Genomic DNA, 13653 nt, shown 5'->3' on the forward strand with positions numbered 1-13653 from the left:
CGGTCAGTCCGAGAAGAACGTGCCGGCGAGCACGGCGCCGACCTTGCGGGCCTGCTCCTCGGTCAGCTCGAGCACCGCGGCCGGGTCGTCGCCGACCGCGGTGAACACGTAGAGGTGCCGCTTGCCGTCCCGGGACACCACGATCGACACGCGCTCGCCGCTGCTGGAGTGAAGATCAACGTCGTAGCGGGTGCCGAGACCCGGAAGCTCCTGGATGCGCACGCCTTTGCCCATGTCCGCAGATCCTAGGGGCAGCCCCGGGGCACTGACCAGGCACTCGGATCATCGTCACGTCGCCGCCGGTCCCCTTCCGCGGGGTATCCGGTCCTCGCCGCGAAGGTTGTCGGAGCCATCCGCGAGAATGGCCCTCGACGGTTACTTCGGCGGCCGGCCGGGCAAATGGGCTTCCGTCGTGGTGACTCGAGCTGTGCGCGGCACAGCACCGACGGTCGAGGGGTGGGAGCACGACATGCAGGTTTGGCCTGGTCACCGGTACCCGCTGGGCGCCACGTACGACGGCACGGGCACGAACTTCGCGATCTTCTCCGAGGGGGCCGAGGCGGTCGAACTGTGCCTGTTCGACCCCTCCGGCAACGAGCGCAAGGTCCAGCTGCACGAGCAGGACGCGTTCGTCTGGCACGCCTACCTCCCGGGGGTCGAGCCGGGGCAGCGTTACGGCTACCGCATGTACGGGCCGTACGACCCGTCCCGCGGGCTGCGCTACAACCCGCATAAGCTGCTGCTCGACCCGTACGCGCGGGCCGTCGACGCCGACATCGACTGGCACCCGTCGCTCTACGCGTACGACATGGAGAGCCCCGACCAGATGTCGGATCTCGACTCGGCCCCCTACATGGCCAAGGGGGTGGTGGTGAACCCCTACTTCGACTGGGGCAACGACCGCCGGCCCGACATCCCCTACCACCACTCGGTGATCTACGAGACCCACGTCAAGGGCCTGACCGAGCGGCACCCCGAGGTCCCGAAGGACATGCGCGGCTCGTACTCGGCGATCGGCCACCCGGCGATCATCGAGCACCTCAAGAGCCTCGGCGTGACCGCGGTCGAGCTGATGCCGGTGCACCAGTTCGTGCACGACAACCGCCTGCACGACCTGGGCCTGCGCAACTACTGGGGCTACAACACGCTGGGCTTCTTCGCGCCCTACCACGGCTATTCGTCGACGGGCACGCTCGGCCAGCAGACCCAGGAGTTCCGGGGCATGGTCAAGGCCCTGCACAAGGCGGGCATGGAGGTGATTCTCGACGTCGTCTACAACCACACCGCCGAGGGCAACCACCTGGGCCCGACCATGAGCCTCAAGGGCATCGACAACCGCACCTATTACCGTCTGGTGGACGATCAGCCCCAGTTCTACATGGATTACACCGGCACGGGTAACAGCCTCAACGTGCGCAGCCCGCAGAGCCTCCAGCTGATCATGGATTCGCTGCGCTACTGGGTCACCGAGATGCACGTCGACGGCTTCCGGTTCGACCTCGCCTCGACGCTGGCCCGCGAGTTCTACGACGTCGACCGGCTCTCCACGTTCTTCGAGGTCGTCCAGCAGGACCCGGTGGTCGGCCAGGTCAAGCTGATCGCCGAGCCGTGGGACGTCGGGCCCGGCGGCTACCAGGTGGGCAACTTCCCGCCCAACTGGACCGAATGGAACGGCAAATACCGCGACACCGTACGGGACTTCTGGCGCGGCGAGCCGGCCACGCTCGCGGAGTTCGCCTCCCGGATCACCGGCTCGGCCGACCTCTACCAGGACGACGGCCGGAAGCCCTTCCACTCGATCAACTTCGTGACCGCGCACGACGGCTTCACGCTCAACGACCTGGTCTCGTACAACGACAAGCACAACGACGCCAACGGGGAAGAGAACCGGGACGGCGAGAGCCACAACCGGTCGTGGAACTGCGGCATCGAGGGACCGACCGACGACGCGAAGGTGCTCGAGCTGCGGGCCAAGCAGCGGCGCAACTTCCTGGCCACGCTGATGCTGTCGCAGGGCGTGCCGATGATCTCGCACGGCGACGAGCTGGGCCGCACCCAGCAGGGGAACAACAACGCCTACTGCCAGGACAACGAGCTCGCCTGGATCGACTGGAGCGGCGCCGACGAGCAGCTGCTCGAGTTCACCCGCCGGCTCACCGCGTTCCGCCACCGTCACCAGGTGTTCCAGCGGCGGCGCTTCTTCACCGGTCTGCCGGTGACCGCCCGCGGTGGCGGCGACCCCCTGCCCGACCTGGAATGGTTCACCCCCGACGGCCGCCAGATGGCCGGCGACGACTGGGGCAACGACTTCGGCCGGGCGGTCGCGCTGTTCGTCAACGGCGAGGGCATCCGCGAGCGCGGCCAGTACGGCCAGCGGCACGTCGACAGCTCGTTCCTGCTGTTCTTCAACGCGCACGACGCGCCCATCGAATTCGCCACTCCGCCCGCGGAATACGGCGAGAAGTGGGAAAAGGTCATCGAGACCGCCGAGCCGTCCCCGGATCGCCCGTCGGTCGTCGAGGCCGGTCACAAGCTCTGGGTACCGGACAGGTCACTCATCGTGTTGGACAGGACGGTTTGATGCCCCCTACTGGAACGTATCGAGTCCAGGTCCGCCCCGAGTTCCCGTTGAAGACGACCGCCGAGCTGGCCGACTACCTGGCCGACCTGGGCGTGAGTCACCTCTACACGGCGCCGCTGCTCACCGCGACTCCCGGCTCCGAACACGGCTACGACGTGGTCGACCACTCCCAGGTCAGTCCCGCGCTCGGCGGCGCCGAGGGCCTGCGCGAGCTGTCCGCCGCGCTCACCAACGCCGGTCTGGGGCTCGTGGTCGACATCGTTCCCAACCACGCCGGTGTCGCGGTGCCGTCCGCCAACCCGACCTGGTGGGACGTGCTGCGCCGGGGCCGGGAGTCGGAGTTCGCCGACTTCTACGACATCGACTGGTCGCGCGGCCGGCTGCTGATCCCGACGCTGGCCGATTCGCCCGAGGCGCTCGACGACCTGCGCGTCGAGGACGGCGAGCTGCGCTACTTCGACAAGCGCTTCCCGATCGCCGACGGCACGGGCGAGGGCGCCCCGCGCGAGGTGCACGACCGGCAGCACTACGAGCTGGTCAACTGGACCCGCGGCGACAGCGAGCTCAACTACCGCCGCTTCTTCGCCATCGTCGACCTGGCCGGCCTGCGCGTCGAGGACCCCAAGGTCTTCGACGCCACCCACGCCGAGATCCTGCGCTGGGTCGACGAGGGCCTCGTGCAGGGCATCCGCATCGACCACCCCGACGGGCTGCGCGACCCCGGCGCCTACTTCGAACGCCTGCACCGCGCCGCACCCGGCACCTGGCTGGTGGTCGAGAAGATCCTCGAACCGGGTGAGGAGATGCCGGACTGGCCGGTCGCCGGCACCACCGGCTACGACGCGCTGGCCGAGGTCGGCGGCGTCTTCGTCGACACCGGCACCGAGGCCTTCTTCGACACCCTGCAGCACCACCTGACCGGCGGCGACACCTCCTGGCAAGACCTCGTGCACCAGACCAAGCTGCACGCCGCGACCACCCTGCTGGCCGCCGAGCTGGCCCGCATGGCCCGGCTCGCGCCCGAGATCGAGGGCGCCCCGCGCGTCCTGGCCGAACTCGCCGCGTGCTTCCCGGTCTACCGCTCCTACCTGCCCTTCGGCTCGCGCCACCTGGCCCAGGCCCGGGCCGAGGCCGGCCGTCGGCGCCCCCCGCTGATTCCGGTGCTCGACCAGCTCACGGCCCGGCTGCGCAACCCCGACGACGAACTGGCGGCACGGTTCCAGCAGTTCACCGGCGCCGTGATGGCCAAGGGTGTGGAGGACACCGCCTTCTACCGCTGGACCAGGTTCACCGCGCGCAACGAGGTGGGCAACGACCCGGCCGACTTCGGCGTCGCCCCCGACGCGTTCCACGACGCCAACGACGAGCGCCGCCGCCGCTGGCCGGACGCGATGACGACCCTCTCCACCCACGACACCAAGCGCAGCGAGGACGTGCGGGCGCGGCTCGCCGTCCTCTCCGAGGTGCCCGGCGACTGGACCGAGGTGGTGCGCCGCTGGGTCCGTACGGCTCCGCTGTCCGACCCGGCGCTGGGCCACCTGGTGTGGCAGGCCGCGGTGGGCGCCTGGCCGATCTCGCGCGAGCGGCTTCAGGCGTACGCGTTGAAAGCGGCCAAGGAGGCCGCCAACGTCACCAGCTGGACCAAGCCGGACGAGCAGTTCGAGACGGCCCTGCGCGCGATGGTCGACCGCATCTACGACGACCCGGCCCTCACCAGCGAGGTGTCGGGCTTCGCGGCGTCGATCACGCCGCCCGGCTGGTCCAACTCGCTCGGCCAGAAGCTGGTGCAGCTGACCGTGCCCGGCATCCCCGACGTCTATCAGGGCACCGAGTTGTGGGACTTCTCGCTGGTCGACCCGGACAATCGCCGCCCGGTCGACTTCGCCGCCCGCCGCGAGCTGCTGGCCCGCATCGACGACGGCTGGGTGCCCCCGGTCGACGAGACCGGCGCGGCCAAACTGCTCGTCACCAGCCGCGCCCTGCGGCTGCGCCGGCAGCGCCCCGAACTGTTCGGCGGCTACCGCCCCGTCTTCGCCGAGGGCCGATGCGGCGACCATGTGCTGGCCTTCGACCGCGGCGGCGCCGTCACCATCGCGACGCGGCTGCCGGTGGGATTGTCACGCCACGGCGGCTGGGGCGACACCGCGGTGTCACTCGACGGACACAGCTGGACGGAAGTGTTCACCAATACCAGCTATGGCGGGAACCGCCTCCCGGTGGCCGAGATCCTGCGTACCTACCCCGTCGCACTCCTGGTGAAAGAGAAATGACGTCCTTCGAGGTGTGGGCTCCGGAGAAGACCGTACGGCTGTCTCTTCAGGGCGAGGAGCATGAGATGGAACGCGGCGCTGACGGGTGGTGGCGGCTCGACGTGCCGTCGGCCGGCCCCGGCGCCGACTACGCGTACGTGCTGGACGGCGAGCAGCGCCCCGACCCGCGCTCACCCTGGCAGCCCCAGGGCGTGCACGGCCCCAGCCGCGTCTACGACCACGCTGCCTTCCCGTGGAGCGACCAGAGCTGGACGGGCCGGCAGCTGCCCGGCTCGGTGCTGTACGAGATGCACGTCGGCACGTTCACGGCCGAGGGCACCTTCGACGCGGCCGTCGACCGGCTCGACCACCTGGTCGAGCTCGGCGTCGACCTGGTCGAACTGCTGCCGGTCAACTCGTTCAACGGCGAGTACAACTGGGGTTACGACGGCGTGGCCTGGTTCGCGCCCCACGAGGCGTACGGCGGCCCCGACGGCCTGAAGCGCTTCGTCGACGCCGCGCACGGCAAGGGCCTGGGCGTGGTGCTCGACGTCGTCTACAACCACTTCGGCCCCAGCGGCGCCTACGCCCCCATGTTCGCCCCCTACCTGAGCGCGGCCGGCGCCAACCCGTGGGGTTCCTCGGTCAACCTCGACGGCCCGGGCTCGGAACAGGTCCGCCGCTACATCATCGACAACGTCCTGATGTGGCTGCGCGACTACCACGTCGACGGCCTGCGGCTCGACGCCGTCCACGCCTTGGCCGACCACTCCGCCGTCCACTTGCTCGAACAGATGGCGGTCGAGGTCGAGTCGCTGTCGGCCCACGTCAACCGCCCCCTGTCCCTGATCGCCGAGTCCGACCTGAACGATCCCCGGCTGATCACCCCCCGCGAGGCCGGCGGCTACGGGCTCGACGCCCAGTGGGACGACGACATCCACCACGCCCTGCACGCCACCCTGACAGGCGAACGACAGGGCTACTACGGCGACTTCGGCAGCCTGGAATGCCTGGAAACGGTGCTCACCAGCGCCTACTTCCACGCCAACACCTGGTCGAGCTTCCGCGGCCGTCGGCACGGCCGCCCGATCGACCGCACCCGGACGCCCGGCCACCGCTTCGTGGCGTTCCTGCAGGACCACGACCAGATCGGCAACCGGGCGACCGGCGACCGCATCTCGGCCACGCTGTCCCCGGGCCTGCTCAAGGTCGGGGCGACGCTGCTGCTGACGTCCCCCTTCACGCCGATGCTGTTCATGGGCGAGGAATGGGCGGCCAGCAGCCCGTGGCAGTTCTTCACCAGCCACCCCGAGCCCGAACTGGCGGCGGCGGTGCAGAACGGAAGAAGGCGGGAGTTCGCGGAGCACGGCTGGGCCGAGGCCGAAGTGCCCGACCCGCAGGATCCGGAGACCTTTCTCCGGTCCAAACTGGACTGGGACGAGAGGTCCAAGCCGGAGCACGCGGAGATTCTGGATCTCTACAAGCGCCTGATCGCTCTGCGCCGCAGCCGGCCGGAACTGACGGATCCGTGGCTCGACAAGGTGGAGGTGTGGCAGGGCGACCAGCATCTGGTCATGCGTCGTGGGCAGATCGCGGTGGCAGTGAATCTGGCCGGGGTTGCGCAGACCGTCTCCCTGCGTGACGTCCCTTCGAAGGTTCTGCTCGCCACGTCGGCCGAAGGTGTCGTGTTGCAGCGTGATCGGGTTGAGTTGCCGGGCGAGAGCGCGGTGATCGTGGCTTACCGCTGAAGTCATGACGCAGCGCCGGACGGTGTTCGCAGGTAGGGTGAGTTTCAGGTGCGCCGGGAAGTCTGGTCGGCAACGTCTGACCCGACCGCGAAAGTAGGAGACTTATGACGGCCGCCCCTCCGAAGGGCTCTCCCTTGTTCGGCCGTGGCTCGTGGCTCGAGGCTCGCCGCATCGGCGACATCCTCCGCAAAGAGACCATCGGCGGCATCCTGTTGCTGGCCGGTGCGGTTGTTGCCTTGATCTGGGCGAACTCGCCGTGGTCGGACGCGTACGAGACGGTCCGCGCGTTCACGTTCGGGCCGAAGTGGCTGCATCTGGACCTCAGCGTGGCTACGTGGGCCGCCGACGGCCTGCTGGCGATCTTCTTCTTCGTCGCGGGGCTGGAGCTCAAGCGCGAGTTCGTGGCCGGCGACCTGCGCGACCCGCGCCGGGCGGCGGTGCCGATCGCTGCGGCGGTCGGCGGCGTGATCTTGCCCGCGGTGATCTACACGGTGATCAACCTGCAGTCGGGCGCGGGCCGGGGCTGGGCCATTCCGACCGCCACCGACATCGCGTTCGCGCTCGCGGTGCTGGCCGTGATCGGCCGCCACCTGCCCAACGCGATGCGAACCTTCCTGCTCACCCTGGCCGTCGTCGACGACCTGCTCGCGATCGTCATCATCGCGATCTTCTACACCACCAGCCTGTCCGTGCTGCCGCTGCTCGGCATGCTCATCCCGCTGGCCCTCTTCACCGTCCTGGTCCAGCGCCGGATCCGCTCGTGGTGGCTGCTGCTGCCGCTGGCCTTCGCCACCTGGACGTTGATGCACGCGTCCGGCATCCATGCCACCGTCGCCGGTGTCCTGCTCGGCTTCGCCGTCCCCGTCATACGCGGCCGCAAAGCCGGCGGGCCCGAGGCGGGTCCCGGCCTGGCCGAGCATTTCGAGCACCGCTTCCGGCCGCTGTCCGCGGGCGTCGCCGTCCCGATCTTCGCGCTGATGTCGGCCGGCGTCACGATCGGCGGGCTGAGCGGGCTGGGCACCGCGCTGACCGACCCGGTCGCCGTCGGCATCATCGCCGGGCTGGTCGTCGGCAAGGCGGTCGGCATCACCGCCGCCACCTGGCTGGTCACCCGGTTCACCCGGGCGAAGATGGACTCGGGGTTCGGCTGGATCGACGTGTTGGGACTGGCCGTGCTGGCCGGCATCGGGTTCACGGTCTCGCTGCTCATCGGGGAACTGGCCTTCGGCGCCGACAGCGAACGCGACGAGCACGTCAAGGTGGCCGTGCTGACCGGCTCCCTGATCGCCGCCCTGCTCGCCGCGGTCATCCTGCGGGTGCGTAACCGCACCTACCGCCGGATCCACGAGGCCGAGAACGTCGACGCGAACCAGGACGACATCCCGGACGTCTATCAGCAGGAGACCACCACCCGCCCCGAATCCGCCTGACGGTCCTCTCTGCCGCGAACCGGTCACCCTCGCAGGTCGCGTCGCTGGTAGCCCAGGGCTCCCGCGGCGATCAGGACGACGGCGAGGCCGGTCATGGTCAGCGTGGCAGCCCAGTCGGCGGTGGTCAGCGGAACCGCTGCCAGATGGGCGAAGGGTGAGATCTCGCGGACCCACCCCGGTGCGCCGATGCTGTCGGCGATCACCAGCAGGAGGAAACCGCCGGTGGCCGGCAACCCTCCGATGACTGAGGCGAACCGGGGAAACCATCCGGCGGCGAGGGCGGCGGCGCCGAGGCAGAGCAGCACGATGGGCAGGGTGTTCCAGGCCCCGGCCAGCGCGGCGGACGGCCGCAGGTCGCCTCCGGTGGCGGTGATGCCGGTCCACGTGGCGGCCCCGGCGACGGTGAGCAACGTGAGAGCGCCGCCGCCGGCCGTGGCGAGTTCGGCGGCGAATAAACGGAGCCGGCTGACCGGCTGGGCAGTCAGGAGCGTGAGCTGCCGGTTGGCCTCGGCCGCCACGAAGGCGGACACGCGAACCGCGACGAAGCCGCCGACCGGCATGGCGAGCAGGGCGAACAGGGTCGCGGTGAACCCTTCGACAACGCCCAGCGAGGCGAATCCGGCGTTGGCCGCCTCACCGGCCAGCGCGGGGTTGTCGGCCAGGAACCCGGTGATCGACACCGCGGTGAAGCCGATGAGCAGGTAGTAGGCGCCGATCCCGAGAGCCCAGCCGAGCAGCGGGCGCAGCGTCCGCCGGGTGGCGAACCCTTCCACCGTGGTGAGCAGACGCAGCCGGGGGCGGCGACCGGAGGAGGCCGCGACCAGACCACCACGTACGTCGCGGTGGCCGGCAACGGCCAGGGCGGCCACACCCAGCAGCGTTCCCGCGGCGAGCAGGATCAACAGCGGCAGGACGCGGTTCTGCGCGTACGGCTCGCTGAGGGCGAGCAGCCCGAACGGGGACAGCCAGCGCAGCCAGCCCCAGTCCGTGAGACCGTCACCGATCATGCGAGCCAGCAGGCCGCCACCCAGCACCGCCACGGCCGCGCCGGTCGCCGTCGCGCGTGCCGGGAACACCTGCGCCGCGATCCCGGCCACGGCTATGAAGAACACACCGGTCAGGCCGATGCCGGCTCCGTGCACGGCGGCACCGGCCGGATCGGTGCCGGCCAGCAACAACACTGCGGACACGGCGCAGCCGGCGGCGACCGCGATCGTCATGGCGGCGGCGAGGTGGCGGGCCACCACCGACCGCAGCACGAGCCGGCCGGACAGCAGGACCTCCCACCGGCCGGCCTCCTCCTCACCCCGCGTGATGCGCGTGGTGGCCAGGACCGACCAGGCGGCCAGCAGGACGGCGACGAAGGTGCCGACCCGCCACACGGTGAATCCGCCGGCCTGATCGAGCGCGACCGGCTCACCGAACAGGGTCCGGATCGCGGGGTTGCCGGCGAGCTTCTCGATGCTTCCCGCCGCGGCCGGATCCGCCATGACACCGGCGTAGGTGCCGGCCACCAGCGCCGGCATGAGAGCGCAGAAGCCCAGCACGATCGGACCGCTCCCGCGTAGCTGGCGGAGCGCCAAGCGGCTGACCGCTTTGCCCGGCGTGGGGAACACGCCGGGTCGGGAGGCGGTGGCCGGCGTCGTCGCGGTAGTCATCGGGGATCCTGCGCACCGTAGTACTCGAGGAAGATCTCCTCGAGGTTCGGCTCGCGGATCGCCAGGGCCGTGACCTCGGCCGCGGCGAGGGCCCGCAACGCCGGCGCGGGCGCACCGATCAGCGAGAACCGCACCCGGCCGGCGCCGATCAGCTCGACCCCGTCGACACCGGGAATGGCGTCGAGCCCCGGCGGTGGCGCGCCGGTGTAGGAGACGGTCACCTCGGCGCGGTGCAGCCCCCGCAGCTGACCGATCGAGGCGATCTCGACGAGCCGGCCGGCCCGCAGGATCGCGACACGATCGCAGACCGCCTCGACCTCGGCCAACTGGTGGGAGCTGAGGAAGACGGTCTGCCCGCGCTCCCGGGCCTCGGCGACGGCGGTGCGGAACTCCCGCTCCATCAACGGGTCGAGACCGCTGGTCGGCTCGTCCATGACGAGCAACGGCGCGCGGGTGGCGAACGCCGCGACGAGCGCGATCTTCTGCCTGTTCCCGGTCGAATAGGTGCGGGAAAGCTTGGCGGTGTCCAGCGCGAACCGCTCCACCAACTCGTCGCGGTAGGCCAGGTCGGTGCCGGGGCCGGTGGACGCCTGCAGGTGCAAGATCTCCGCCCCGGTCAGCTGCGGCCACAACGCCACGTCCGCCGGCACGTACGCCAGCAGCCGGTGCGCCACGGCGACATCCGCGGCGTCGGTGTCGAACACCCAGGCGCGGCCCCCGGTCGGGCGAGCCAGACCCAGCAGCATCCGGATGGTGGTCGATTTCCCCGCGCCGTTGGGGCCGAGGAAGCCGAACACCTCGCCGGCCGGCACCTCGAAGGACAGGTCGTCGACGGCCGTGACACGACCGTACTTTTTGGTCAGATTGACGGCACGCAGCGCAGAAGCATTCATCGGGAGCCCTTGTCAGCCGACGCGGATATGACCGCCGACCAGACTTCCCGGCACACCTGTGCTCACCGTACGCCTGCGCTCGCCCGGCAGGAAGGCACATGACCGGGTGCTCAGCGGTGCAGGGCGGTTCGTTCGACGGCGTGGGGGTCGGGGGCCGTCGGGGTGGCGCCGCGCCAGCGCTGACTCCAGCGGTAGGCGAGGGCTCGAGTGGTGTGGACGGCGCCGGTCGGGTGCAGGTCGGGGGCTGTGTTGCGGATCGGGTCGAAGGCCAGGGCGGCGTCCGTACGGGCGGGAAGCCGGTCGCCGAAGGTCACCCGGCCGAACGGGCGGTCGTCGGCGAGGAGCACGAGTGAGCCGCCGTCGATCTCAGCGAGGGCGCGGCCCAGCGGCTGGTCGGCGCGGGCGCCCAGGTAGATCTTGCGGTTGCTGCCGGTCCGGTAGGCGACGATCGAGCCGTAGAACGCGTCGAACGTGCGCCGCGGGGCGGGCAGGCGCCGGGTGAAGCGGCCCTCGCCGGACGTGGAGAGCAGCAGGTCGATCGGATGGTCGCCGGTCACCCGCACGGCCACTCCACGGATGTCGGCCCGGCCGCCGCGGGTGCCCGCTCCCTTCGAGATCCGGACGACGGCGGAGTGCGTGCCGGGTCGGTCGAGCAGGCCGGCGCCCTCCGTGCGGCCCGTGCCCCAGACGATGAGCTCGCCGGTGAACGAGCGGCCGTCGGGGTGCAGGAAGCGCCGGTGACGAGAGCGGATGACACGGACGCCGACGGCTACGGCGACGACCGCGGCGAGCAGGGGACCCTTCATGGCCGTTCGACTACCCGGAACGGGCGGGTGAAACCCGACAGGAGTGCTCAGCCGTGACATTCATGCGGCACGATAGTCGGCCATGGGTTCCGATCGCAGCGGGGTGGCCGGCCGATTCACATGGCCGGTGCGGCGGCGTACGCCACCAGGGCCGGAGGGCACGGCGGAAGACATCGCCGTGCAGGATCTGGCCGAGCGCGAGGCCGCCGAGCAGCGGTTGCCGCCGCCCGAGCCGGAGCCGCTGATCGAGCCGCCGCGGTTCAACCTGGCCGCGTTCCGGCTGGCCGCGCTCGGGCTGGCCATCGTGCTGGCGCTGGGGCTGGCCATGGTGCGGCTCTTCGTCGGCGGGCCACCGTCCGTGGCCGACCTGCGGGAACAGGCGGGTATCGCGGCGTGGGCGGAACTGCCGATCGGGGTCAAGGACGATCAGCCCGGTTTGGCTCTCCGTGACAAGGACGGGCGGTGGAGCGGGTTCGACGTCGACATCGCGTACATGATCGCGGAGGACCTGGGATTCCGGCGGTCGGAGGTCAAGTTCTATTCGATCGAGAGCGAGGACCGGCCGCGGATGCAGGCGACCAACGCCGAGGGCGAGCGGGTGCCGGTCAAGCTGGTGATCGCCAGCTTCAGCATCACCCCGACACGCATCGCCGACGGTGTGCGGTTCTCCGCGCCCTACCTCTACACCGAACAGTCGGTGCTCACCATGAAGGGCAGCATTCCGAAGGTCTCCTCGATCGCCGACCTGCGCGACAAGCGGGTCTGTTCGATCTCGGCGTCGACGAGCCTCGACGCCCCCGAGGAGGAGGACGCGGTCGTCGTGCCGCGCAACAGGATCAGCGAATGCATCGCCGACCTGCGTGCCGGCCGGGTTCAGGCGGTCACGACCGACGCCGCGATCCTGGCCGGGTTCAAGCACAAATTCCCGGACGACTTCGACCACTGGGACGTCGGGCTGGACCCGACCGAACGGTACGGCGTCAACACCGGCGAGAACCCGGCGTTGCAGAAACTGGTCGATCTGACGCTCTACCGCTCGTACACCGACCCCAAGGACTCCCGCTGGGAGGAAGCCTACGACCGCAATCTGCAGTCCGAGGTGGACAACAACGACAAGGCGCCGATCGCGGTGGCCGAGCAGCCCCGCGTCGTGCGGCCGGACATCCGGGAGCAGCCGTGGGAGGACGTCTTCGGTGAGTGAGAACAGCATCTACGTCAAGGGCGGGCCGATCCCGGCGCGGCGTCGTCGAGCGCAGCTCAACTACCTGCTGACGATCCTGCCCGCGTTCCCGCTCGTGCTGCTGGTGCTGCGGCTCTGGTATCTGAGCCGGCAGGACCTGCCGACGATGCTGCTGCTGGTGCAGTACATCTCGCCGCTCGGCATGATCAGCGCGCTGTTCATCACGCTGATCTGGAGTGTGCCGGCGGTCGTGCTCGTGCTGCGCCTGCTCGGCAGCGTGCTGCTGGTGAGCGCGCCCGAGGACGCGGGCCGATCACTGCTGGCCGTGACCGCGCTGCGCATGCCCGACTGGGTGGTGCTGCTCGCCGCGATGCTGGCCGCGTTCACGTGGCAGCTGCGGTTGCTCCCGCTGCTCGGCATGCTGATCGTCGCGATTCTCGGGCTGACCGCCGCGCAGCGTTTCCACACCGAGCGCTGGCTGATGGTGTGGATCACCATCGGTGTGCCGGTGCTGGTGGGCGCTCTGGTCCTGATCTTCGTGTGGCCGGGCGTGGTGCAGGCGTTCCGGATCGGGGAGACGTCGACGGCCCTGCTGCTGGTGCTGCCGCCGTTGTTCGGCCCGCTGCTGACCGGGCCGGTGCCGGCGCGGGCCGCACGGCTGGTCACGCACTGGCCGGCGGTCGGGGCGGCCCTGCTCGCGCCGCTCGCCATCGGCGTCGTCTTCCTGCGGGCGCCGGTGCTGCCGAACAGCGCCGTCGAGGTCGATGAGCCGGGCAAACCGACTCACGTTTTACGCGGACAGCTGATCGCCGTCGACGACACCTCGACGACAGTGCTCGAAGATGGTGGACTGGTTACGTTCATCCCCAATGATCAGGTGCGATCCAAGACTCTCTGCCCCGAACCGGTACGGCCGCCCGACAGCGCTGTCGCGGTCCGCGGGTGGGCGGTGACCGACTCTGCTTTGTCATGGATCGCACCGACACGCCGCGTGACGGAGGTCGATCCACGATGCCTCGGGCGACCACTGAGCCCCAGCTGATGCCCTTTTCCGGCGAAACGCCGCGGACCGCGTGCAGACAGGGTTGCGATGATCTGGGAAGCTGCA

At 70.2% G+C, this 13653-nt stretch carries 10 protein-coding genes; 6 read left to right on the plus strand and 4 right to left on the minus strand.

Going from position 1 to position 13653, the window contains the following annotated elements; translation table 11 throughout:
- Nucleotides 1-3 precede the first annotated feature (3 nt).
- The gene (locus tag LXN57_RS15380) at nt 4-234 is read right to left on the minus strand and encodes a cation:proton antiporter regulatory subunit (RefSeq protein ID WP_221377874.1); all 231 of its coding nucleotides are present in this window, start codon (nt 232-234) and stop codon (nt 4-6) included.
- A gap of 235 nt (nt 235-469) precedes the next feature.
- On the opposite strand from LXN57_RS15380, the gene glgX reads away from it, so the two are divergent.
- The 4 genes from glgX to nhaA all read left to right on the plus strand — a co-directional run bounded on the left by glgX (nt 470) and on the right by nhaA (nt 8008).
- Entirely contained in the window at nt 470-2581 is a 2112-nt protein-coding gene (glgX, locus tag LXN57_RS15385; protein WP_221377876.1) for a glycogen debranching protein GlgX, read from the plus strand.
- Nucleotides 2581-4851 (plus strand): malto-oligosyltrehalose synthase, encoded by a 2271-nt coding sequence (treY, locus tag LXN57_RS15390; RefSeq protein WP_251798847.1) that lies wholly within the window; start codon nt 2581-2583, stop codon nt 4849-4851. Before glgX ends, treY begins: the two co-directional genes overlap by 1 nt.
- A complete protein-coding gene (gene treZ / locus LXN57_RS15395) occupies nt 4848-6578 on the plus strand; it encodes a malto-oligosyltrehalose trehalohydrolase (protein WP_251798848.1) in 1731 nt (576 codons plus the stop codon). The genes treY and treZ overlap by 4 nt, the downstream gene beginning before the upstream one ends.
- A 104-nt stretch (nt 6579-6682) precedes the next feature.
- Entirely contained in the window at nt 6683-8008 is a 1326-nt protein-coding gene (gene nhaA / locus LXN57_RS15400; protein WP_251798849.1) for a Na+/H+ antiporter NhaA, read from the plus strand.
- A 23-nt stretch (nt 8009-8031) separates the two neighbouring features.
- Here the strand turns inward: nhaA and LXN57_RS15405 are convergent, their stop codons facing one another.
- From LXN57_RS15405 to LXN57_RS15415, 3 genes are all read right to left on the minus strand, one after another.
- Nucleotides 8032-9666, minus strand: coding sequence for an ABC transporter permease (locus LXN57_RS15405; RefSeq protein WP_251798850.1), 1635 nt, complete (start codon nt 9664-9666; stop codon nt 8032-8034).
- Nucleotides 9663-10559, minus strand: a complete 897-nt coding sequence (locus LXN57_RS15410; protein ID WP_251798851.1) for an ABC transporter ATP-binding protein — start codon at nt 10557-10559, stop codon at nt 9663-9665. Before LXN57_RS15410 ends, LXN57_RS15405 begins: the two co-directional genes overlap by 4 nt.
- A 110-nt stretch (nt 10560-10669) precedes the next feature.
- Nucleotides 10670-11365: a hypothetical protein gene (locus tag LXN57_RS15415; RefSeq protein ID WP_251798852.1), complete on the minus strand. Its 696-nt coding sequence runs from the start codon at nt 11363-11365 to the stop codon at nt 10670-10672.
- A gap of 82 nt (nt 11366-11447) precedes the next feature.
- Between LXN57_RS15415 and LXN57_RS15420 the strand changes: the two genes are divergently transcribed.
- Together LXN57_RS15420 and LXN57_RS15425 are read left to right on the plus strand one after the other, a co-directional pair.
- The gene (locus LXN57_RS15420; protein ID WP_251798853.1) at nt 11448-12566 is read left to right on the plus strand and encodes a transporter substrate-binding domain-containing protein; all 1119 of its coding nucleotides are present in this window, start codon (nt 11448-11450) and stop codon (nt 12564-12566) included.
- Entirely contained in the window at nt 12559-13587 is a 1029-nt protein-coding gene (locus LXN57_RS15425) for a hypothetical protein (RefSeq protein WP_251798854.1), read from the plus strand. The genes LXN57_RS15420 and LXN57_RS15425 overlap by 8 nt, the downstream gene beginning before the upstream one ends.
- Nucleotides 13588-13653 lie beyond the last annotated feature (66 nt).

It is taken from the genome of Paractinoplanes hotanensis (genome assembly GCF_023717965.1).
GTDB lineage: Bacteria > Actinomycetota > Actinomycetes > Mycobacteriales > Micromonosporaceae > Actinoplanes > Actinoplanes polyasparticus.

Coding starts and splice junctions, on each gene's coding strand:
- LXN57_RS15380 (WP_221377874.1), bottom strand. CDS start 234: ATGGGCAAAGGCGTGCGCATCCAGGAGCTTCCGGGTCTCGGCACCCGC.
- glgX (WP_221377876.1), top strand. CDS start 470: ATGCAGGTTTGGCCTGGTCACCGGTACCCGCTGGGCGCCACGTACGAC.
- treY (WP_251798847.1), top strand. CDS start 2,581: ATGCCCCCTACTGGAACGTATCGAGTCCAGGTCCGCCCCGAGTTCCCG.
- treZ (WP_251798848.1), top strand. CDS start 4,848: ATGACGTCCTTCGAGGTGTGGGCTCCGGAGAAGACCGTACGGCTGTCT.
- nhaA (WP_251798849.1), top strand. CDS start 6,683: ATGACGGCCGCCCCTCCGAAGGGCTCTCCCTTGTTCGGCCGTGGCTCG.
- LXN57_RS15405 (WP_251798850.1), bottom strand. CDS start 9,666: ATGACTACCGCGACGACGCCGGCCACCGCCTCCCGACCCGGCGTGTTC.
- LXN57_RS15410 (WP_251798851.1), bottom strand. CDS start 10,559: ATGAATGCTTCTGCGCTGCGTGCCGTCAATCTGACCAAAAAGTACGGT.
- LXN57_RS15415 (WP_251798852.1), bottom strand. CDS start 11,365: ATGAAGGGTCCCCTGCTCGCCGCGGTCGTCGCCGTAGCCGTCGGCGTC.
- LXN57_RS15420 (WP_251798853.1), top strand. CDS start 11,448: ATGGGTTCCGATCGCAGCGGGGTGGCCGGCCGATTCACATGGCCGGTG.